The sequence below is a fragment of the Bacillus sp. T3 genome (assembly GCF_033449965.1).
Classification (GTDB): domain Bacteria; phylum Bacillota; class Bacilli; order Bacillales; family Cytobacillaceae; genus Bacillus_BU.
Genome location: NZ_CP137761.1, coordinates 1,407,505 through 1,425,683, shown reverse-complemented (window position 1 = coordinate 1,425,683; position 18,179 = coordinate 1,407,505). Strand labels below are relative to the sequence as shown.

Annotated in this window: 20 protein-coding genes, 2 pseudogenes and 1 riboswitch; of the genes and pseudogenes, 7 read left to right on the top strand and 15 right to left on the bottom strand. The window is 38.3% G+C overall.

Going from position 1 to position 18,179, the window contains the following annotated elements; genetic code table 11:
• Entirely contained in the window at nucleotides 1–381 is a 381-nt protein-coding gene (locus RGF10_RS07315) for a rhodanese-like domain-containing protein (RefSeq protein WP_318508436.1), read from the top strand.
• Nucleotides 382–562: 181 nt separating this feature from the next.
• Nucleotides 563–700, top strand: coding sequence for an FbpB family small basic protein (locus tag RGF10_RS07310; RefSeq protein WP_318508435.1), 138 nt, complete (start codon nucleotides 563–565; stop codon nucleotides 698–700).
• Nucleotides 701–791: 91 nt separating this feature from the next.
• On the opposite strand, the pseudogene gcvPB reads toward RGF10_RS07310, so the two are convergent.
• From gcvPB to gcvT, 3 genes and pseudogenes are all read right to left on the bottom strand, one after another.
• Nucleotides 792–2,228: pseudogene (gene gcvPB, locus RGF10_RS07305) on the bottom strand (aminomethyl-transferring glycine dehydrogenase subunit GcvPB); the annotation flags it as partial.
• Entirely contained in the window at nucleotides 2,221–3,567 is a 1,347-nt protein-coding gene (gcvPA, locus tag RGF10_RS07300) for an aminomethyl-transferring glycine dehydrogenase subunit GcvPA (protein WP_318508434.1), read from the bottom strand. The gene gcvPA and the pseudogene gcvPB, both read right to left, overlap by 8 nt.
• A gap of 19 nt (nucleotides 3,568–3,586) precedes the next feature.
• Entirely contained in the window at nucleotides 3,587–4,699 is a 1,113-nt protein-coding gene (gene gcvT, locus RGF10_RS07295; RefSeq protein ID WP_318508433.1) for a glycine cleavage system aminomethyltransferase GcvT, read from the bottom strand.
• A 360-nt stretch (nucleotides 4,700–5,059) separates the two neighbouring features.
• Nucleotides 5,060–5,148, bottom strand: a riboswitch (glycine riboswitch).
• A gap of 229 nt (nucleotides 5,149–5,377) precedes the next feature.
• Here gcvT and RGF10_RS07290 point away from each other — a divergent pair.
• Nucleotides 5,378–7,066, top strand: a complete 1,689-nt coding sequence (locus RGF10_RS07290; RefSeq protein WP_318508432.1) for a DEAD/DEAH box helicase — start codon at nucleotides 5,378–5,380, stop codon at nucleotides 7,064–7,066.
• Nucleotides 7,044–7,835 carry a YqhG family protein gene (locus RGF10_RS07285; protein ID WP_318508431.1) on the top strand — a complete coding sequence of 264 codons (792 nt, stop codon included), beginning with the start codon at nucleotides 7,044–7,046 and terminating at the stop codon, nucleotides 7,833–7,835. Before RGF10_RS07290 ends, RGF10_RS07285 begins: the two co-directional genes overlap by 23 nt.
• 243 nt (nucleotides 7,836–8,078) lie before the next feature.
• On the opposite strand, the gene RGF10_RS07280 is transcribed toward RGF10_RS07285, so the two are convergent.
• The 9 genes from RGF10_RS07280 to comGA are packed head-to-tail and all read right to left on the bottom strand — an operon-like array spanning nucleotide 8,079 to nucleotide 12,809.
• Nucleotides 8,079–8,258 (bottom strand): YqzE family protein, encoded by a 180-nt coding sequence (locus tag RGF10_RS07280; RefSeq protein WP_318508430.1) that lies wholly within the window; start codon nucleotides 8,256–8,258, stop codon nucleotides 8,079–8,081.
• Nucleotides 8,259–8,312: 54 nt separating this feature from the next.
• Nucleotides 8,313–8,807 (bottom strand): shikimate kinase, encoded by a 495-nt coding sequence (locus RGF10_RS07275; RefSeq protein ID WP_318508429.1) that lies wholly within the window; start codon nucleotides 8,805–8,807, stop codon nucleotides 8,313–8,315.
• Between the two features lie 15 nt (nucleotides 8,808–8,822).
• Nucleotides 8,823–9,203 (bottom strand): competence type IV pilus minor pilin ComGG, encoded by a 381-nt coding sequence (gene comGG, locus RGF10_RS07270; protein ID WP_318508428.1) that lies wholly within the window; start codon nucleotides 9,201–9,203, stop codon nucleotides 8,823–8,825.
• Nucleotides 9,204–9,674 carry a competence type IV pilus minor pilin ComGF gene (gene comGF, locus RGF10_RS07265; protein ID WP_318508427.1) on the bottom strand — a complete coding sequence of 157 codons (471 nt, stop codon included), beginning with the start codon at nucleotides 9,672–9,674 and terminating at the stop codon, nucleotides 9,204–9,206. It abuts the gene before it with no gap.
• Nucleotides 9,622–9,954, bottom strand: a complete 333-nt coding sequence (locus RGF10_RS07260; RefSeq protein ID WP_318508426.1) for a hypothetical protein — start codon at nucleotides 9,952–9,954, stop codon at nucleotides 9,622–9,624. Before RGF10_RS07260 ends, comGF begins: the two co-directional genes overlap by 53 nt.
• Entirely contained in the window at nucleotides 9,938–10,378 is a 441-nt protein-coding gene (comGD, locus tag RGF10_RS07255; protein WP_318508425.1) for a competence type IV pilus minor pilin ComGD, read from the bottom strand. Before comGD ends, RGF10_RS07260 begins: the two co-directional genes overlap by 17 nt.
• The gene (gene comGC / locus RGF10_RS07250; protein ID WP_318509357.1) at nucleotides 10,378–10,692 is read right to left on the bottom strand and encodes a competence type IV pilus major pilin ComGC; all 315 of its coding nucleotides are present in this window, start codon (nucleotides 10,690–10,692) and stop codon (nucleotides 10,378–10,380) included. Before comGC ends, comGD begins: the two co-directional genes overlap by 1 nt.
• 25 nt (nucleotides 10,693–10,717) lie before the next feature.
• Entirely contained in the window at nucleotides 10,718–11,746 is a 1,029-nt protein-coding gene (gene comGB, locus RGF10_RS07245) for a competence type IV pilus assembly protein ComGB (RefSeq protein WP_318508424.1), read from the bottom strand.
• Nucleotides 11,739–12,809 (bottom strand): competence type IV pilus ATPase ComGA, encoded by a 1,071-nt coding sequence (gene comGA / locus RGF10_RS07240; protein WP_318508423.1) that lies wholly within the window; start codon nucleotides 12,807–12,809, stop codon nucleotides 11,739–11,741. Before comGA ends, comGB begins: the two co-directional genes overlap by 8 nt.
• A gap of 411 nt (nucleotides 12,810–13,220) precedes the next feature.
• On the opposite strand from comGA, the gene RGF10_RS07235 reads away from it, so the two are divergent.
• Nucleotides 13,221–13,922 (top strand): helix-turn-helix transcriptional regulator, encoded by a 702-nt coding sequence (locus RGF10_RS07235; RefSeq protein ID WP_318508422.1) that lies wholly within the window; start codon nucleotides 13,221–13,223, stop codon nucleotides 13,920–13,922.
• A gap of 215 nt (nucleotides 13,923–14,137) precedes the next feature.
• Nucleotides 14,138–14,368 (top strand): annotated as a pseudogene (locus RGF10_RS07230) (DUF2626 domain-containing protein); the annotation flags it as partial.
• 68 nt (nucleotides 14,369–14,436) lie between these two features.
• Here RGF10_RS07230 and RGF10_RS07225 read toward each other — a convergent pair.
• Both RGF10_RS07225 and RGF10_RS07220 read right to left on the bottom strand, forming a co-directional pair.
• Entirely contained in the window at nucleotides 14,437–15,537 is a 1,101-nt protein-coding gene (locus tag RGF10_RS07225) for a class I SAM-dependent methyltransferase (protein WP_318508421.1), read from the bottom strand.
• Nucleotides 15,538–15,693: 156 nt separating this feature from the next.
• Nucleotides 15,694–16,326 (bottom strand): MBL fold metallo-hydrolase, encoded by a 633-nt coding sequence (locus RGF10_RS07220; protein WP_318508420.1) that lies wholly within the window; start codon nucleotides 16,324–16,326, stop codon nucleotides 15,694–15,696.
• Nucleotides 16,327–16,591: 265 nt separating this feature from the next.
• Between RGF10_RS07220 and RGF10_RS07215 the strand changes: the two genes are divergently transcribed.
• Nucleotides 16,592–16,765 carry a DUF2759 domain-containing protein gene (locus RGF10_RS07215; protein ID WP_318508419.1) on the top strand — a complete coding sequence of 58 codons (174 nt, stop codon included), beginning with the start codon at nucleotides 16,592–16,594 and terminating at the stop codon, nucleotides 16,763–16,765.
• A gap of 65 nt (nucleotides 16,766–16,830) precedes the next feature.
• Here the strand turns inward: RGF10_RS07215 and RGF10_RS07210 are convergent, their stop codons facing one another.
• A complete protein-coding gene (locus RGF10_RS07210) occupies nucleotides 16,831–17,973 on the bottom strand; it encodes a YqgU-like beta propeller domain-containing protein (RefSeq protein ID WP_318508418.1) in 1,143 nt (380 codons plus the stop codon).
• Nucleotides 17,974–18,179 lie beyond the last annotated feature (206 nt).

Here is an 18,179-nt window from a genome sequence, read left to right as displayed (position 1 = left end):
TTGGATACACTTTACATCTTACTGATAATGTTGGGAGCCTTCCTTATTTACACTGTCATCACATGGTTCTACCAACGTAAAATCGTTAAAACTCTGACAGAAGAAGAGTTTCGTGCCGGTTATCGAAAAGCGCAATTAATTGATGTTCGCGAACCAAATGAATTCGAAGCAGGTCATGTTATTGGTGCAAGAAACATTCCTCTTTCACAATTAAAAATGCGCATAAAGGAAATTCGCCCAGATAAACCTGTTTACCTTTATTGCCAAAGTGGGGCGCGAAGTGGTCGTGCAGCCCAACTATTATATAAAAAAGGTTATAAGGACCTCTCGCATCTTCAAGGCGGCTTTAAAAAGTGGACTGGCAAGATTAAAAGTAAATAATAAGCAAAAGGCCGATCAACGATGATCGGCCTTTATCAATTTAAACTCTATTTACAAAAAAAACACTTTCCATCTGTCAAAGTATGTGTTTTTTTGATATTGTTCGATTTTTTGTAATATTTGAGTTATTCATATAGTTAATACTATTGATATAATGTTTATATCAAAGGAGGAGACAACTATGAAAAGAAAATTCCGTAAGAACTTTCAACAACTCATTATTCAGAATCGGCTCGAAATCAAAAACAATCCTTATGAAATGGAACGAATAGAAAAAAAGATAGACGAAAAGCATTCAAGACCTCATGTATCTCGTTGATTCACAATTTCAAAATAAACGATAAGCACTTCCACCAGTTAAAAGCGGAAGTGCTTATTTTATTTTTGCCTACTTTTGATAGCGCAGCACCTGGCTTTCGTGCTGCTAAAGCTTCATCAAGTCTACTAACTACGGTCGTATGCGGAGCATCCTGAACGATTTCTGGTGTTTCCTCTACCTCTTTTGCAATCCGAATCATAACATCAATAAAGGCATCAAGCGTTTCCTTTGACTCCGTTTCAGTCGGTTCAATCATCATGCACTCTTCGACATTTAGCGGGAAGTAGATGGTTGGTGGATGATAGCCAAAATCAAGCAATCGCTTAGCAATATCAAGTGTCCGAACCCCAAGCTTCTTCTGACGTTTACCACTCAGGACAAATTCATGCTTACAATGCTTATCAAATGGTAAATCATAATAAGCTGAAAGGCGTCTCATCATATAATTTGCGTTTAGTACTGCATTTTCCGTTACTGCCTTCAATCCATCTGGCCCCATTGAACGGATATACGTATAAGCCCGTACATTAATACCGAAATTACCATAATACGGTTTCACACGGCCAATCGATAGCGGCCGATCATAATCTAAGACATATTCATCTCTATTTTTCGTAACTACTGGTTTAGGAAAAAACGGAATCAGCTCTGCTTTTACGCCGACTGGCCCTGAACCAGGACCGCCACCACCATGTGGCCCGGTAAAGGTTTTATGCAAATTTAAATGTACGACATCAAAGCCCATGTCTCCTGGCCTTGCTTTTGATAATACTGCATTAAGATTCGCACCATCATAATAAAGCTTTCCGCCAGCACGATGAACAATCTCGGCCATCTCCACGATATTTTCCTCAAACAGACCAAGTGTGTTCGGGTTGGTTAGCATTAACGCTGCTGTATCCTCCCCCACAACTCGTCGTAAATCATCAAGATCGACCAAACCGACTTCATTTGATTTAACGGTGACGGTCTCGAGGCCAGCAACTGTTGCGGATGCAGGATTCGTTCCATGCGCAGAATCGGGAACAATGACTTTAGTCCGCTTCACATCTCCATTCGCCTCATGCAGGGCACGAATCAGCATTAGTCCAGTCCATTCCCCATGGGCTCCGGCCGCTGGCTGCAAGGTAACCTCATCCATCCCTGTAATTTCTTTAAGGTGCTGCTGCAGGTCATACATAAGCTCAAGAGCTCCTTGAACAGAGCTCTCATCCTGAAGTGGATGAAGGTGGGCAAAGCCGTTAAAACGCGCGACTGATTCATTTATTTTCGGATTGTATTTCATTGTACATGAACCTAGTGGATAAAAGCCGGAATCGAGTCCATGATTCCGCTTCGACAATGCTGTGTAATGTCGGATTATATCAAGCTCTGAAACCTCAGGAAGGTTCGGTGCATCCTCGCGCAAATATTCTGAAGGGATTATGCTTTCTAGTTCAACCTCTTGGATATCCATTTCTGGCAAACTATAGCCAATTCGCCCCTTAGTACTACATTCAAAAATGAGCGCTTGATCCTGTTTAAGCATGGTGATCCCCCACTTCTCTCACAAATTCATCAATCTCTTCTTTCGTGCGCAGTTCCGTAACAGCGACTAGCATATGGTGCTTTAATTCAGGAAAGTCGCGCCCTAGATCATAACCGCCAATCATGCCTTTCGAAAGTAGGAGACGATTCACTTCCTTGACAGGCTTTTCTAATTTAATTACAAACTCATTAAAGGAGGGGCCGTTAAAAACAACAGTCATACCGGCTTCCACTAAGGATTTTTTAGCATAATGAGCCTTCTGAATATTGGCGAGCGCCATTTCTTTGACACCCTGCTTCCCTAAAGCTGTCATCGCCACCGATGCTGCAAGAGCATTGAGCGCTTGATTCGAGCAAATATTGGAAGTCGCTTTATCACGACGAATATGCTGCTCACGCGCTTGGAGGGTCAGAACGTAGCCACGTTTTCCATTCTCATCAACTGTCTGCCCGACCAACCGCCCCGGTACCTTACGCATTAATTTATTTGTCACAGCAAAATAGCCACAATGTGGTCCCCCAAATGCGGTTGGTATTCCAAAGGGCTGGACATCACCAACGACAATATCTGCACCAAAGTGTCCCGGAGGAGTTAATGCACCCAGTGCGAGCGGGTTACTTGAAACCACGAACATTGATTTATGTGCATGAACAATCTCTTCAATTTCTTTTAGCGGTTCAATTCGACCGAAGAAGTTTGGGTATTGGACAATGACTGCCGCAACTTCATCAGTCATCATCTCAGCAAGTTTTGCCAAATTCGCAATACCATCAGCATAAGGGAGTTCGATTACGTCAATGTATTGCCCTTTTGCATATGTTTTTAATACTTCTTTCGACTCTGGGTGAACACCACTAGAAACGAGCACTTTTTTTCGTCGGGTTTGACCTGCACTAAGCATCGCTGCTTCAGCCAGTGCCGTTCCACCATCATACATCGAGGAGTTTGCCACATCCATTCCAGTCAGCTCACAGATCATGGTTTGAAATTCAAATATGGCTTGAAGCTCCCCCTGAGAAATCTCAGGCTGATACGGTGTATACGCTGTATAAAATTCAGATCGTGAAATTACATGATCGACAATCGTTGGTATGTAATGATCATATACCCCGGCACCGAGAAATGATGAATACGTTTTTAAATCAGCATTTTTTCCTGCAAGCACACCAAGTTCTTTTAGTAGCCCAGACTCTGATTTTGCTGGTTTTATTTGGTACTCTCCTTTAAATCTTACTCTCTCAGGAATATCACTAAAAAGCTCATCAACCGTTTCGACACCAATGGTCGCGAGCATCTCATTCTTATCATTTTCGGTCATTGGTAAATAACGATGCTTCATTCGTTCTCTCCTCCATCATTTATAAACTGGTTGTTGTTTTTTTATAGAAAGGCGTCTTCACGATTTTTGCCTTTAAACGTTTCCCACGTATTTCTACTTCCACTTCATTATCAATAGATGACTGCTCAGTCTTTAATAGCGCTAAACCAATATTTCTTTTTAAGGTAGGCGATTGAGTCCCCGTTGTGATTTCTCCAATTAATTCTTCACCCTTATATACTGGATAACCATGTCTTGGTATCCCACGATCAATCATTTCAATTCCGACGAGCTTCCTCGGAGCTCCTTTTTCACGCTGCTCTTTTAACACCGCTTTTCCAATAAAATCTGTCTCCTTATTAATCTTTACTGCAAAGCCTATTCCCGCCTCAATCGGAGTGATGTCAGGGCTTAGTTCTTGACCGTATAGTGCAAGCATTGCCTCAAATCGCAAAGTGTCTCTTGCTCCTAACCCACAAGGGATTACACCTTCATCGCTTCCAGCAGCTAAAATTGCATTCCAAATTTGAATTGCATCCTTTGCCTCACAATAAATTTCAAACCCATTCTCGCCGGTATAACCTGTTCTAGACACTAATGCCTTCGATCCCTGAATCGTTACATCTTGTTGAAATTGAAAAAATCCCATATCCACTAACTGTATGTCAGCGCAAAGTTTTTGCAGAATTTTTTCGGAAGCAGGACCTTGTAACGCAAGTTGCGCTGTTTGCTCTGATAAATTAACAAGCTGTACGTCCCCTTGTAAATGGTTATCGAGCCATTGGTAGTCCTTATCAATATTGGATGCATTGACGACAAGCAAATAGTGATCGTTTGCTCTTTTATAAATGAGCAAATCGTCTACTGTACCACCATTCTCGAAGCACATTGCCGAATACTGAGCCTGACCAATCATTAATTTTGATACATCATTTGTCATCATCTTTTGAAGGTATTGAAGACTGTCAGCTCCCATTACTTCAATTTCACCCATATGAGAAACATCAAACAAGCCGGCTTTCGTTCTGACGGCTTCATGTTCATTTTTTATGCCAGAAAATTGTACCGGTAGCTCCCAACCACCGAAATCAATTGTTTTTGCACCAAATTGCTTGTATACATCGAATAAAGGAGTTCGTTTCAACTTCGTCATCGTCTTCCCCCTAAAAAATTAGTAGACAAATCTTGAGCTTCAGGTGTGCCAATATACTGTTAAGTTTGTCTGTTGCTTTCCGCTCCAGGTACTCCCTTTCCGCGGGGAGTCTGGGAGCCTCCTCGGCGCTTTAGCGCCTGTGGGGTCTCCCAAGACACCTTCTCCCGCAGGAGTCTCGCACCTTCCGCTCCAAACAACAGGTTGCCCAAAAATCAACAACGTTTTTTACACAGCTAAATAAAAAAAGACAGAGACCTCCCGTTGTTCTTACGAGTGGTCTCTGTCCTGGCACCTGAAAGTTTACCGAAAACGGCTGTCCCCTTTGGTGGCTCCAATATTTCGGAGCTCTCTCCAGAGCTGCGTCGAATAAGAGTTCTTTTGCCTGAGAGATTCGCTTTTACGCTTGCTCCTTCGGCGCCACATGGAGTAGTCTCTCCCCTTATTGTCATTCGCATCTATATTTTTTTTGATATTGGGTAGGATAATACCCAAATACATAAAAATTACTTCCCCAATTAACAACTGTGGGAAATTTCAAAACATTTACTATTATTATCATCCTACCATCGAAACGTAATCTTAAGCAATATCTTTATTCATAAATATAAGACGCTAAATTATATCGTTTCGAACATTTTATGCTTTTATATTCTTAATATGATAAAGGAGCTGGAAACAATGTCTGTCCAAATCAATTTCGATTCTTCCTGGCAGGATGAATTTTTGCAAAGAATGACCAACGATGGTCCTTGGGGGAATTGGGAGCTATATAAATTAGCGATTGATGTGGAAGAGCACACAGTCATTCAAGATTTCGAAGGACTTCAGGCACCGAAGCATTTATCTGATTTGACACCACTACCCCACCAGCTCGAAGTAGCAAAACAGGTCGTTGAAAACATGCATGGAAAAGCGATATTAGCTGATGAGGTCGGACTCGGAAAAACAATTGAAGCGGGATTAATTTTAAAAGAATACATGATCCGTGGGCTCGTTAAGAAAGTATTAATTCTCGTGCCAGCCTCATTAGTTAGCCAATGGGTTATGGAGCTTAACTCGAAATTCTACATTCCGGCGATTGGTCAGCGAAAAAGCTATGTATGGGAGCAATATGACGTTGTTGTTTCCTCGATTGACACAGCAAAACGCAGTCCCCATCGTGAGATTATCTATGAACAAAATTATGATTTAGTGATTATAGATGAGGCTCATAAACTTAAAAACAACAAAACAAAAAACTATGAATTTGTGCAAAGCTTAAAAAAGAAATTTTGTTTACTACTAACAGCAACACCGATTCAAAACCGAATTGAAGAAGTCTTTAACCTAGTTTCACTATTAAAGCCCGGTCATTTAGGAAATGAAACGGCTTTTTATGAAAAATATAAACGTGACAGTCGCTCCATCAGCGACGATCAACACCTCAAAGAGCTGGTCAATAAGGTGATGATTCGCAATCGTCGTGCCGACACTGGAATCGAATGGACGAAACGTCACGTTGAAACGATTCCAATTGAATTTTCAAAAGAAGAACGCAATCTGTATGATTCGATATCCTACCTCCGCTCAGGCGGCGATTGGCTCGCATCAAGCCAGTTTTCATTTATGACTTTACAACGAGAAGCTTGCAGCAGTCGTGAAGCAGTTTATTTCACCTTAAAAAACATGCTGACAAAGCAGGAAACACCATCAACCATGTTTAAAGAAACGATTCAGTCGTTGATTTCAAAGGTTGAAGCAGTCCAGCAAAACTCAAAAGCAAAAAAGGCACTTGAATTAATTCAATCAATTAACGATAAGGTGATCATTTTCACCGAATATCGGGCCACCCAAATGTATTTACAGTGGTTCCTAAAGCAACATGGCATCACGTCCGTACCGTTCCGTGGTGGTTTTAAACGCGGTAAAAAAGATTGGATGCGAGAGCTTTTTCAAAAACACGTCCAAGTTTTAATTGCCACAGAAGCTGGTGGAGAAGGGATTAACCTCCAATTTTGCCATCATATCATCAATTTTGATTTACCTTGGAATCCAATGCGTCTCGAGCAAAGGATTGGCCGGATCCATCGACTTGGTCAGGAACAGGATGTTATGATCTATAATTTTGCTACGAAAGGAACCGTTGAGGAACATATATTAAAACTCCTTTACGAAAAAATTAATCTATTTGAAAAAGTCATTGGTGAACTTGACGATATTTTAACAAAATTAGAATTTGGAAATTTTGAAGATCATTTGGAAGATATATTTGGTCACTCCTCATCCGAGGGCGAAATGAGGATTAAAATGGAGAATTTAACCTCGATGATTCAATTTGCAGAAGAAATGAAAGTAGGTGAATCGAATGCAGCAGCAGGAAATTCATAATTTTTTAGAACGGTATTTTCATGCAAACCATTGTGAAATCACAGAGAATGATAAGGGATATATGGTCGTCCAACTGACCAATGAGCTGGATAAGGAATTAATGAATAGACCCTTTTATTGGCATTATTTAGAAAAAACCGGCGGGACACCTAATCCAATGAAAATTACCTTTATTACAAATACACAGCTTGCCCCAGATCATGTGAAGGGCGAAACCATTCATTTTGGTTCACCGCGTCTGCACCAGATTTTCAATTCAACAAAAAGTCTTGCAGGCTATATCCGCCTTTATCAAAAGATAAAACATCATCATAGCAAGCAAACACCTTTATACCCATGGATCGGTCTCAATGTAAAAATATCCTATCAATGTGACCGTAAACGAGATGTATTCAAATCAATCGGATTGCAGCTTATCAATGGAATGATGGTTGAAGATTTTCATAGAAGACTATTGGAAGTCCCTTTAACACCTAAAATCCCAGACTACGCTTTTACTCTATCCCCGCTGATTATGCCAAAAAGTGGACTGGTGAGAATTGAGCAATATTTTAGAAATACACTTGAGCAGGAAGACCATACTTGGGCAGACGAAGCAAGAATGCGGTGGCAGAAGGATTTAGATTTGCTGCATCACTTTTATGAGGATTCTGAAATAAAAGAAGCATTTGAAACAGAAAAAGCTGCATTACAAGAGCAATATGAGCCCAAAATCAACATCTCAATCGTGAATGGTGGAATATTTTATTTAAATGATAAAGCCATTTAAGCGCTCTTTTTTAAGAAGGCTGCGTTAAAGAAAGATGTTGATTTTTAAGCAACCTGTTGATTGGAGCGGAAGGTGCGAGACTCCTGCGGGAGAAGGTGGCACGGGAGACCCCACAGGCGCTAAGGCGCCGAGGAGGCTCCCGGACTCCCCGCGGAAAGGGAGCACCTGGAGCGGAAATCAACAGACAAATTTAACAGAGCCTTAAGAAAAAAGAGGCTGATCATAATATCAGCCTCCACCCTTCTATCGTTTACGCCTAAACATTGAAATCAACACGTAAGGAATAACTCCAAACCAGTGATATAAAAAGGGTTCCTTTGTTTCCTTCCGATCATGCTTGTGCTTAATGCGTACATCCTTGGGTTGATCAATATATTTTACAAATGTTTGCGTAATGTATTTAACATAATCATTTGTCTTCATTAGACATACCTCCGCAGACTGCTTCAGTTAACAGTATGCCCAAAGATTAGCAACTTAAAAACACGCAATAATCTCATTTACAATCGCTTCAATGTCTTTTCCCGTTGTCGTTATCTTCAAATGACAGCTTTCCTCATACAGCGGGAGCCGATCTTTATAAAGCAGAAAAATAACATTCTGTTTATCCTTGGCTAACAACGGTCTTGATTGATCGTGTTGTAATCTCACCAGTATTTCCTCAGGATTTGCATCCAAATAAACGACTGTTCCCCGTTCTTTCATAAACTTTCTATTTTCTTCGGCGAGGATGATTCCGCCCCCCGTTGTAATTACTATGTTCTCGGTGGGCAATCCAGCTAACATTTTCGATTCTAGCTCTCGAAAATAGCTTTCTCCGTGTAGGGCAAAAATCTCATTTATACTTTTTCCTTCTTGTTTCACAATTTGCTCATCCGTATCCATCACTATAAGCCCTAATTTTGAGGCTAATTCCTTGCCAACCGTTGTTTTCCCAGCTCCCATTAACCCGGTTAAATAAATTGCTTGCACTTCTCTATCCCCTGTTCAATTCTTTTCCACCCATTTTACCATTTTTTTCTGTAATTTGTTATAATATGCGAATCCAATTGCCTTTTCACCTGACGAAAGGGTTAAATTAAAGGTTAATTTTAATAAGCTTCCTGTATCCTCGATTGTAATATCCATCTTCCCATCACTAAGTAAAATAGTACTTGGATTTTGGAGCAACTCACCATTTTGGAGCTGGGTTTCTACTTTCCGAACACAAAATAAATAATAGTATTCTTGTGCCAATATCGTATCGGTTTCTTGTTTCAGCCTTTTCTCATTTAAAAAAAGCTGGGAATGGACAATCACAAATGTGGACAATAACAGGAGCATACAAAGCGAGAGGGGATAGGTAAAACCCTTTTCATTCTTTACCATTCACAAAACCACATCCCTTAATAAAACCCGGATTTCCTCCTGATACTTATTACCAAAGTAATCCTCGACTGAAACGAACACACCGTTTGGAAGCCGCGTAAATTGAAAAGCAGCCACCTGTTGCAGGATAATTTCATGCCCCTTTCCATCTACTCGTCTGCGCAAAGTGGTTCCGTACTTCTCATAGATTATAATCTGACCATCTTTTTCAAGCTGAATTCTTTGATTGACCACCGTTATTTTTTGACTCATTCTCAATTCTTTTTTCATTTGACTAATGAAGACTTCCCATTCAAAGTGTTGTATTCTCTTCTCAAGCGGTTGATCCTGAATGAGCAGCTGTACCATTAAGGGTAGCAGGATAACAATCATACTAAAGATTGAAAAAGCAAATAACATCTCTACAAGTGTAAAGCCTCTATCGTTCTGGTTTTTTACAAATTTGTTTAGGGACTGATTGGCCATAATCATATTCTACACACACCTTTATGTCTGAAGTTTCTCCACTCCAGCGAATCTCATAAACCGTTCCATTAAGATGAACAAGCTGGCCTTCTGTGGATACTCCTTCAACTACATGCCTTTCTAATGCATCGTAAAGAAGATGAGTTGCAGTATTCTCTAGTTGTAGCTGTGCAGATTGTCCCCATACTAACATCACCATCGGGAGCATGAATCCTGTCAAAAGCAGCCATGTCGCCAACGACAAAAGCAATTCTGCTAAAAAATAACCATTATTCCTTTGTAACATAAAACCGCCCTTTCCCTATCTGGAAGGTCATGCGATAAATTCCTCCACCAATCCTAATATAAAAGGAGCCAAACTTCGAAATATTCCCATCAGGTAAGTACTGAAAATAGAGCGGCAGCGTCCCCTCAGTTATTTGAATCTCCTTAGAATAATGTCTTTGCATAATGATTGGACCTGATAGATTCTCACGGATATAGTAGTAATTTTTCTCAGACATTATATTGACTGTAATAATGGTTTGATGAGAAATCGCATACTGCTGAGCAAATAGAAGATCGGATTTAAATTGTGAAAAAAACAGACTTTTCTCCAGTATGTTTGTTTGCGGTTTTAAGATGATAAGAGTTATGGAGGAGATTAGTAGAAATATGGAGAAAACAACTAGTGTTTCAGTTAACGTAAAACCATTTTGATTCTTCCACATTAGGATCCGCTTTCAGTCTTTGTGACCTCCCCATTTGCACCAATGACAATTGTAGTTCCTTCTGAACAAGCTGTTTTACCACTTTTTAAATAACCCTCGGAGATTAACTCCTCTATATTAGCTGGGTATTGATTATGATCCATTTTGTAAGCCTGAACTTGAGCTTCAACCATCTTCACATAAGCCTCACATCCCTTGCTATTAATGCTGGCATTATGTTTTGCAATATTCGGTATTGTAATAATTAACAAAACTGAAATAATTAATAGAACAATCATCATTTCAATTAAAGTAAATCCCTTTTCATTCTTCATCATCATTCACCTCATAAAGTAGTTTTTATAATCCATCTAACATATGAAACATTGGTAGCAGAATCGCTAAATACATTGAAACCACAGAAAGACCAATACCCATATACACGATTGGTTGAATGATTTTTAACCAGCGTTGAGTTTTCTCTTCTAGCAGCCTTACACAATGCTTACTATAGAATGAAAGCTCTTGTGCTAGTTTTCCGCTCTCCTGACCATGTTTTACAATATAGGCAAGCTCTCTTTCAAAATAACTAAATTCCGAAATAATCGTTTCAAGACGATCTCCTTTTGACAATTTCCCCTTAATCTCCCGACAAAGCTCACCATAAAAAAGCTGTTGCCTATTATTCTCAAACATCGTTAACGCCTCCAATACCGATAAACCTCCTGATAATAAATAGCTCAGTTGTATCGAAAAATATTGGGTACACCACAGTTTATAGAATGGACCAATGACAGGAGTTTTTACGAGATGATGATACTTTTGTGTGGGGGAATAATGCTGAAATTTCGCAAAGTAGTAGAGTAAGAGAACAAACAACACGCCAAATAAAATTCCTAATCCGACTGGCATGAGTTTACCGAAAAGAAAGATAATGCGGGTAAAAACATTCGGTTCTAAATTCATCGATTCAAATATTGAGTTAAACCTAGGGAGCAATATGTGTTCTACAAAATAGAACAAAATTGCCGTAATGAACATTAACACGATAGGATAATGTAACATCTTAACGATTCGTTTCATATCCTCATTTTGCCTCAAGAAGAACGTGCTTCCTTCCTGGATGGCCTCTGCCAAACCTCCATGCTGTTCAGCGAAATAGACATACCCAACCAAACTTTTATTAAACTTCAGGTTCGTCAATATTTGATGCAATGGATAGCCTTCTTTTAATTGAAACAAGCAATGTTCAATCGAAGCTTTTTTGGCATCGGGAAAATAATAGATCAAGCTCTCTATTGCTTCCGATAGAGAGTAGCCACGAGCTAGTAACTCACCTGTTCTTTGTAAAAATAAAGCTTGCTGCTCTTGGCTCCATTTCTTATTCATCTTGATACACCCAGCGATCATATTCATTTTCTTTAATATAGCCTAGTGCAATCCCCTTCTTGATATAATCCTTTAACGTTTGATAAGGATATCGTAGCTGTACCTTTTCCCCTCGTACTTCCTGCAACACCGTCGTCAATGCTCTCCCGTTTAACAGTTCCATAACATTTGCTCTTTTTGACTTTCCATAAGAAAAACAGTATGGTGAGCAATCCCCATCACAATACGGACAAGTTAACTCTACTAATCTTTGTGCCGTAACAGCTACGACTGTCTGTTCTATTTCTTGCCAGTTCACACCGAATTCATTTAACCGATAAATCGCCCCTTTTGCATTCCTCGTATGCAAAGTACTTAACACTAAATGTCCAGTTAGAGCCGCTCTCACTGCAATTTTGGCTGTCTCTGCGTCACGAATTTCTCCGACCATAATAATATCAGGATCATGCCTAAGGATTGCTTTTAGTCCTGTTGTGTAAGACACACCAGCCTTCTCGTTCACTTGAACTTGAAGAACCTGATCATATTCTTTTTCGATGGGATCTTCTAAAGTAATAACATTTCTTTGGAATAAATGAGAGGTTTCGTTAAGAAGTGAATACAGTGTGGTCGTTTTGCCAGATCCTGTTGGCCCTGTAAAAATAATAAGACCGTGCGAATGCTTGAGGAGAGCAATTAATTTTCTTGTCATTTTTGGAAATAAAGACAGCTGTTCGAAAGGAATTTGTTGTTGCTGTGGCAGTAGTCGGATGACTAGGCTTTCGCTGTTACTTGCTGGTAACGTTGATAAACGGAGACCTATTGATTTTTCATCAACCTCGTAGGAAAATGCTCCATTTTGAGGTCGTCTACGCTCCCCAATATCCATAGATGCTGTAAATTTAAAGTGGGAAATCAGTCGATCACATTCATGTTTTGGGATAGAAATTTTTGGGATCAATTTATTTCCGATTCTGAGCTGTACAAGGGTGTCATGTTTGCGAGGGAGGAAGTGGATGTCGGTTGCATTGTTGCGAACTGCATCAGTAAGGACTCTTTCGGCTAATTGCTCGATCGAGTTCAAAATTTATTTTCACCACCTTTTTTATGATGTAGGTAAAATTCGTGTTTTTTGTTTGCGATACCTTCTAGGATCTGACGATAAATATGGATAAAATTTGAACATTTTTCTTCATTAAAAAATATACGAAAAGACAAAATTTCTAGTTTAAAACGACACAACTTCCATTTATTCCATATTTATACATTAAAATACTTTGGATTCAAAATTATAACAGACACACACTAAATTGCAAGAAATCCCATCACTATAGTACTATTTCTTTTATATAACAGTTCACTTCTGTTCAATAATTCGACATTTTCTTGTGAACTTTTTATAAACATATAGTGTTAACGTTGGAAACCTCATTCCCATCTTCCAGTTGCTATATTATAATAAAAATAAACTTATGTAGTTCTGAGGTGAACATTGATGGAGCAAACATTAAAAATAACGAATGTGCTATCAGATCCAACCCGCTATTATATCTATCAATACATTACGAAACGTCATCAAGAAGTAACGGTTCAGGAAATTGCTGATAGTTTTAATATTCATCCAAACGTTGCACGTTTACATTTATCGAAACTAGAAGATGTGAACATGCTTATTTCTGAAACGAAGAAAACAGGTAAAGGCGGAAGACCGAGTAGACTTTATCGTTTGTCAGATGATGTCATTCAATTAAACTTCCCGTTCCGTGATTACCAATTATTAGCAAACATTGCCATGCAAACGATGTTTTCATTAGGGGAAGAAGGTAAAAAAGCGTTATATCTTACTGGAAAACGCTTCGGTGCAGAATTAATCGAACAAGAAATTGCATCACAGCATCAAATAAGTGATGAATTAACGTTTGAGCAAAAGTTAAATATTATTAAAAGCGCTGCAACAATGGCAGGCTTCTATCCTGATTTCGAAGCAAACGAAGATCATTCTAAGATTTATTTCGAAATTTTCAACTGTCCATTTAAGGAAGTTGCCATCGACCACAAAGAAACTGTCTGCAATATGCACTATCAATTCCTTAAAGGCATGTTTGAATCACTCTTTACATCAATTGAATTAGTTGAAAAAGAAAATCTAATAAATGGCTGTAATGCCTGTAGCTATCAAGCATTAGTGACAGTGTAAAGGGTCCTGTATTAAATAATAATGTGACTTCATACACAAATCGACAATGAGAACCTTTTCTATTTTTCAAAAATACGTATTGCGCCAGACCCCATCTAAGATTCACATCCAGATGGGGTCTTTTGCCAATTATCGGTGAAATTTTGTTTGATTTTTTCGACATTTGATTTATAATATTGAAGTGATGGACAATAGGGGCAAAAGGAGGGATACCGATGGAACGTATGTACAGGGTTTTAGGATTCTGGACTGGTATTTTTGCAGTTATGTTTTATTTAGGGGATATGTTTACCACGTCTTTAATTTTCTTCGGTCAGACAGGATTTTTTATTCTTTTAAGTTACTTAAAATTGTCCGAACGCATGTATATTTACATCTTCGGTGCATATTTAACTGTTTTCTTTGTTGGCTTTACATACTGGTCTACTTTCATGATGGTACCTGGGCGCAACACACTAAAATTTAACCGAGGCTTAAGCTATAAAAAAAGCGATGGATTACTCTATCGCTTTTTTTATTTCGTATTTCTTTTATGCCAATCACAAGCAAATGTCTCCATCCCTTTATGCTGAAGTACAACGTGAAAGGAAGGACTAATTCCAGATGGCATAATCAAGCTTCGAATCGCCCGATTTCGTTTGCTTAACTCTGAAAAAGGGTTCGGATCGTAATTTTCCTGCAATTCTTTTAAAATCCCAATTGCAAGGAAAAATTCATCCTGCCTTAATTTTTCTATGTACGAAAGACCTGCACTTTCACCGATTCTGATTAGTGCATCAAAATGGATATGACTTGTTATATCCATTTTTCCCGGTTCTATTAATACGTCCTCTATCATTTTGTGCTTCCGATATCCTCTTAAGCTCCCATTTTTATGGGCAGGATCCATCCACTCTTCGTTCGTATAACCGTAATCAACCGTTAGTGCAATACCTTTTACCAGTACAGTTGAAAGAGAATGAATAAGTCTTACCATCGAAAGTGGAATCTCTATTCTTTGTCCTTCATTCAATTCCAATCCTTCCGTATGTAAAAAATTAAGAATTCTTTTATCCTGCAAGGGCACTAGTTTTTCAATAATTTGATTCTCCTCAACGGTAATCATCATTTCGTAAAGCTCATGATTTTTCTGTTGAATCACATGGACGGGTAGTGCGTCAAATAACTCGTTTGAGAAAAGCAGCCCCTCATAAGGTTTAACCTGTTCAAGACTCTCTAGCTGGCGAATATGTTGATTCAGTTGAATTCTTTCCTGTTGCAGCCTGCGATGATATGGGCTAGCTTCCACTAACGTATACGTTAATGGAATCGACATCGTTTTGTTCCATTCACTGATAAACGATTGAGCAAATGCTCCAGTACCTGCTCCAATCTCACAAACCACCGCCGGAAGTCCATACTTTAACACGATTTGGCCATACCATTTTGCGATCATCGTTCCGTAAAGATCAGAGATATTGCTTGTTGTGTAAAAATCACCATCTCTTCCAATCTTCTCTTCACCATTCATGTAATAGCCATGTTCCGGATGGTAGAGAACCGCTTCAATAAACTCTGCATATGTTAACATTCCCAGTGGAGAATTTAGAATTTGTTTTTTTATGATTTCTTCCAATATTTACTCCCCTTTTGAAATTTATTATTTAACACTATTGACATAGTGTTAACTTTGTTTTAAGCTAAAGATAGCTTAACTTTATCCCCTCCCATAATGTATAGAACATCCCCCAGAAAAACCCTTCTCTTTGAGAAGGGTTTTTCAATTTTTGTTTTAGAAACCATTTAAAAATGGATTTCCGTCCATTTCGTCTCTAATTGTTGTGATCGGCCCATGACCTGACAATACCGTTGTCTCTTCTGGCAATGAAAGTAATTTCTCATGAATACTTCTTAATAACACTTCAAGATTTCCACCAGGTAAATCTGTTCTCCCGATACTGCCGTTAAATAAAGCATCACCTGCAAAAACAAGGCCTTCCTCTTTAAAATAATACGAAACACTCCCAGGTGAATGACCAGGTGTCTCAAACATTTCAAACGTAAAATCACCAATAGTATGAACCTTTTCTTCTGTTAAAAAATAGTCAGCTGGACGAATTCGGATTAAATGTCCAATACTAAAAAATTGAGATCCATTTAGCGCTGGATCCAACAACCATTTTGCTTCTTTCTCATGAACATATACAGGAATATCATAATAATCCCTTATTTTATCAACCGCTCCAATATGATCAAAATGAGCATGTGTCAAAATAATCGCCTGTGGCTTAGCGTTTTGGGAATCAATAATTTGAATTAATTTATCTCCTTCTTCACCTGGATCAACGACCAAACAAGCATCATTTTTCGTTAAAAGATAGCAATTCGTTTGTAAGGGTCCAAGCGGTATTTGCTGCCATTCCATCAAAACACCTCCAAAAATCATCCATATCATTATCTATTCTACAATATTTGTAAATAGAGTAAAAGAAGCCTATACTGTTTATACAACGAAAAATAAAGCAAGTGCTAGTACCGTTCAAACTTTTATACCATCTTTACTTTTGAAAAAAAAAACTATAAAATATAAACGAATGTGAATATTTTGGATATTACATACAAAGTGGGACTATGAGGTAGCTCATAATCTATGAGCGTTCCTCAAACATTTGAAAAGGGGGCAATGTTTTATGGGATTAGTCATTATTTTTTCATTAGTTGCAATTCTAGCTGCTTACGGATCATTTACTTCACTTAAAAACAAAAATATGCTAGGCTTAGTGTTTGCTGGTGGTAGCTTTTTAGTATTCGGATGGTTTGCAGTGATGACTTTACTTAACTCCGGTTACCCTGCAGGGCATTAATTTTTTTCAGAACTTATTCTTCATAAAAAAAACGGGCTGCTATCGCAGTCCGTTTTTTTATTCTATTAAAGCCCTTCAACAAGTGACACCATTTCCTTGGTTTCAAAATTAATAAGCTTTTCAAATTGATAGCCATACAAACAATACTTTCCATCAGGTGAATAACTAAGCGGCTTATTTTCTAATCCTTCTAGAATGACTTCTTCCTTATCTCCGTTTAAATGATATTGTACTAATTCAAACCCTGACTGATAGGTATCGATCGAACCACTAGAAACAGGTCGGAATGTAATAAATTTCTTTTGGCTAGCATTGTAATCATGATAAGGCACTAGCCAATCCGAAAACTCAGTCAAATGAGGCATCGTAAAAGTAAAAAGCGATTTTAATCGATTGGTTTGAAATGTATAAATTGCCTGTTCTTCGTGGGCAATATCGATTGAAACCGTTAGAAGAACATCTTGAAACATAAATAGTTGAAAAACATTTGAAAGATCAAGCTGTTCTACCTGAGCTTTATCGATTCTTTGCATAACAACTGGAGCAAACAAGGCTGGATTATCTATATCCCAGTCAAGATAGACAAATTCATTTCTTGTTAACCAATGCGCAAATGGTTGCGTCGTTAATTTGGCATCCGTCATGTCCTTATTTTCGATATCTAAAATGGATACATTATAGTCCCATTGATCATTAAAAGCAGTAACCAGTACTAAGTTTTCATTAAAAGGATTCCACTCAATCGCTAATTCGGTAGAATTAATTTCTTTCGTGACAAGCTGTTTTCCTTGCTTATTAATGACCGTGATCACTGCTTCAGCATTAGATGAAGAGGATTGGATTAAAAGTTTTTCACCTGAATGGCTGATATATACTGAAATAATCGGATCCTGGCTCTTAAATAACTCTACAGATTTACCTGTATCTAAATGATATGTATAAACAGTCGAGCCATCCTGTGTTTGAACCAAATAAACAACGGTATCATTACTTAACCAGCCAACAACTTGTCCAATTTCACCAGTGGAATTTTTTATTGGGGCTTGGATAACATTCACTTTTTTGGTCATTTGCTTGGATTTATCTTTATCATCTTGCTGTAATCCATTACCATTTACATTATCTTCTGTACAACCAGATAAAAGGGCGATGGTTATAATCAGTAAATATAAACTGAGCAATAAGCTTTTTTTATCAGAATCTTTCATTCCATCGCCCCCATTTCATTCATATATATATCAGTACGAAAATTACAAAAAAATGTTTCACTAAAATTAGCGTTTTCTCTTTTTCAGCAGTATTAACGCGAAAAAAAGCCGATAAATCGGCTTCAATCGATTTTCGAATCGCTTTACAATGAATTTAATTGTAAAGATTTTCTATACAAAATACAAGATATTTCAATTCTGAAATT

Coding starts and splice junctions, on each gene's coding strand:
- RGF10_RS07310 (WP_318508435.1), top strand. CDS start 563: ATGAAAAGAAAATTCCGTAAGAACTTTCAACAACTCATTATTCAGAAT.
- gcvPA (WP_318508434.1), bottom strand. CDS start 3,567: ATGAAGCATCGTTATTTACCAATGACCGAAAATGATAAGAATGAGATG.
- gcvT (WP_318508433.1), bottom strand. CDS start 4,699: ATGACGAAGTTGAAACGAACTCCTTTATTCGATGTATACAAGCAATTT.
- RGF10_RS07290 (WP_318508432.1), top strand. CDS start 5,378: ATGTCTGTCCAAATCAATTTCGATTCTTCCTGGCAGGATGAATTTTTG.
- RGF10_RS07285 (WP_318508431.1), top strand. CDS start 7,044: ATGCAGCAGCAGGAAATTCATAATTTTTTAGAACGGTATTTTCATGCA.
- RGF10_RS07280 (WP_318508430.1), bottom strand. CDS start 8,258: ATGAAGACAAATGATTATGTTAAATACATTACGCAAACATTTGTAAAA.
- comGG (WP_318508428.1), bottom strand. CDS start 9,203: ATGGTAAAGAATGAAAAGGGTTTTACCTATCCCCTCTCGCTTTGTATG.
- comGF (WP_318508427.1), bottom strand. CDS start 9,674: ATGATTATGGCCAATCAGTCCCTAAACAAATTTGTAAAAAACCAGAAC.
- RGF10_RS07260 (WP_318508426.1), bottom strand. CDS start 9,954: ATGTTACAAAGGAATAATGGTTATTTTTTAGCAGAATTGCTTTTGTCG.
- comGD (WP_318508425.1), bottom strand. CDS start 10,378: ATGTGGAAGAATCAAAATGGTTTTACGTTAACTGAAACACTAGTTGTT.
- comGC (WP_318509357.1), bottom strand. CDS start 10,692: ATGAAGAATGAAAAGGGATTTACTTTAATTGAAATGATGATTGTTCTA.
- comGB (WP_318508424.1), bottom strand. CDS start 11,746: ATGAATAAGAAATGGAGCCAAGAGCAGCAAGCTTTATTTTTACAAAGA.
- RGF10_RS07235 (WP_318508422.1), top strand. CDS start 13,221: ATGGAGCAAACATTAAAAATAACGAATGTGCTATCAGATCCAACCCGC.
- RGF10_RS07220 (WP_318508420.1), bottom strand. CDS start 16,326: ATGGAATGGCAGCAAATACCGCTTGGACCCTTACAAACGAATTGCTAT.
- RGF10_RS07215 (WP_318508419.1), top strand. CDS start 16,592: ATGGGATTAGTCATTATTTTTTCATTAGTTGCAATTCTAGCTGCTTAC.
- RGF10_RS07210 (WP_318508418.1), bottom strand. CDS start 17,973: ATGAAAGATTCTGATAAAAAAAGCTTATTGCTCAGTTTATATTTACTG.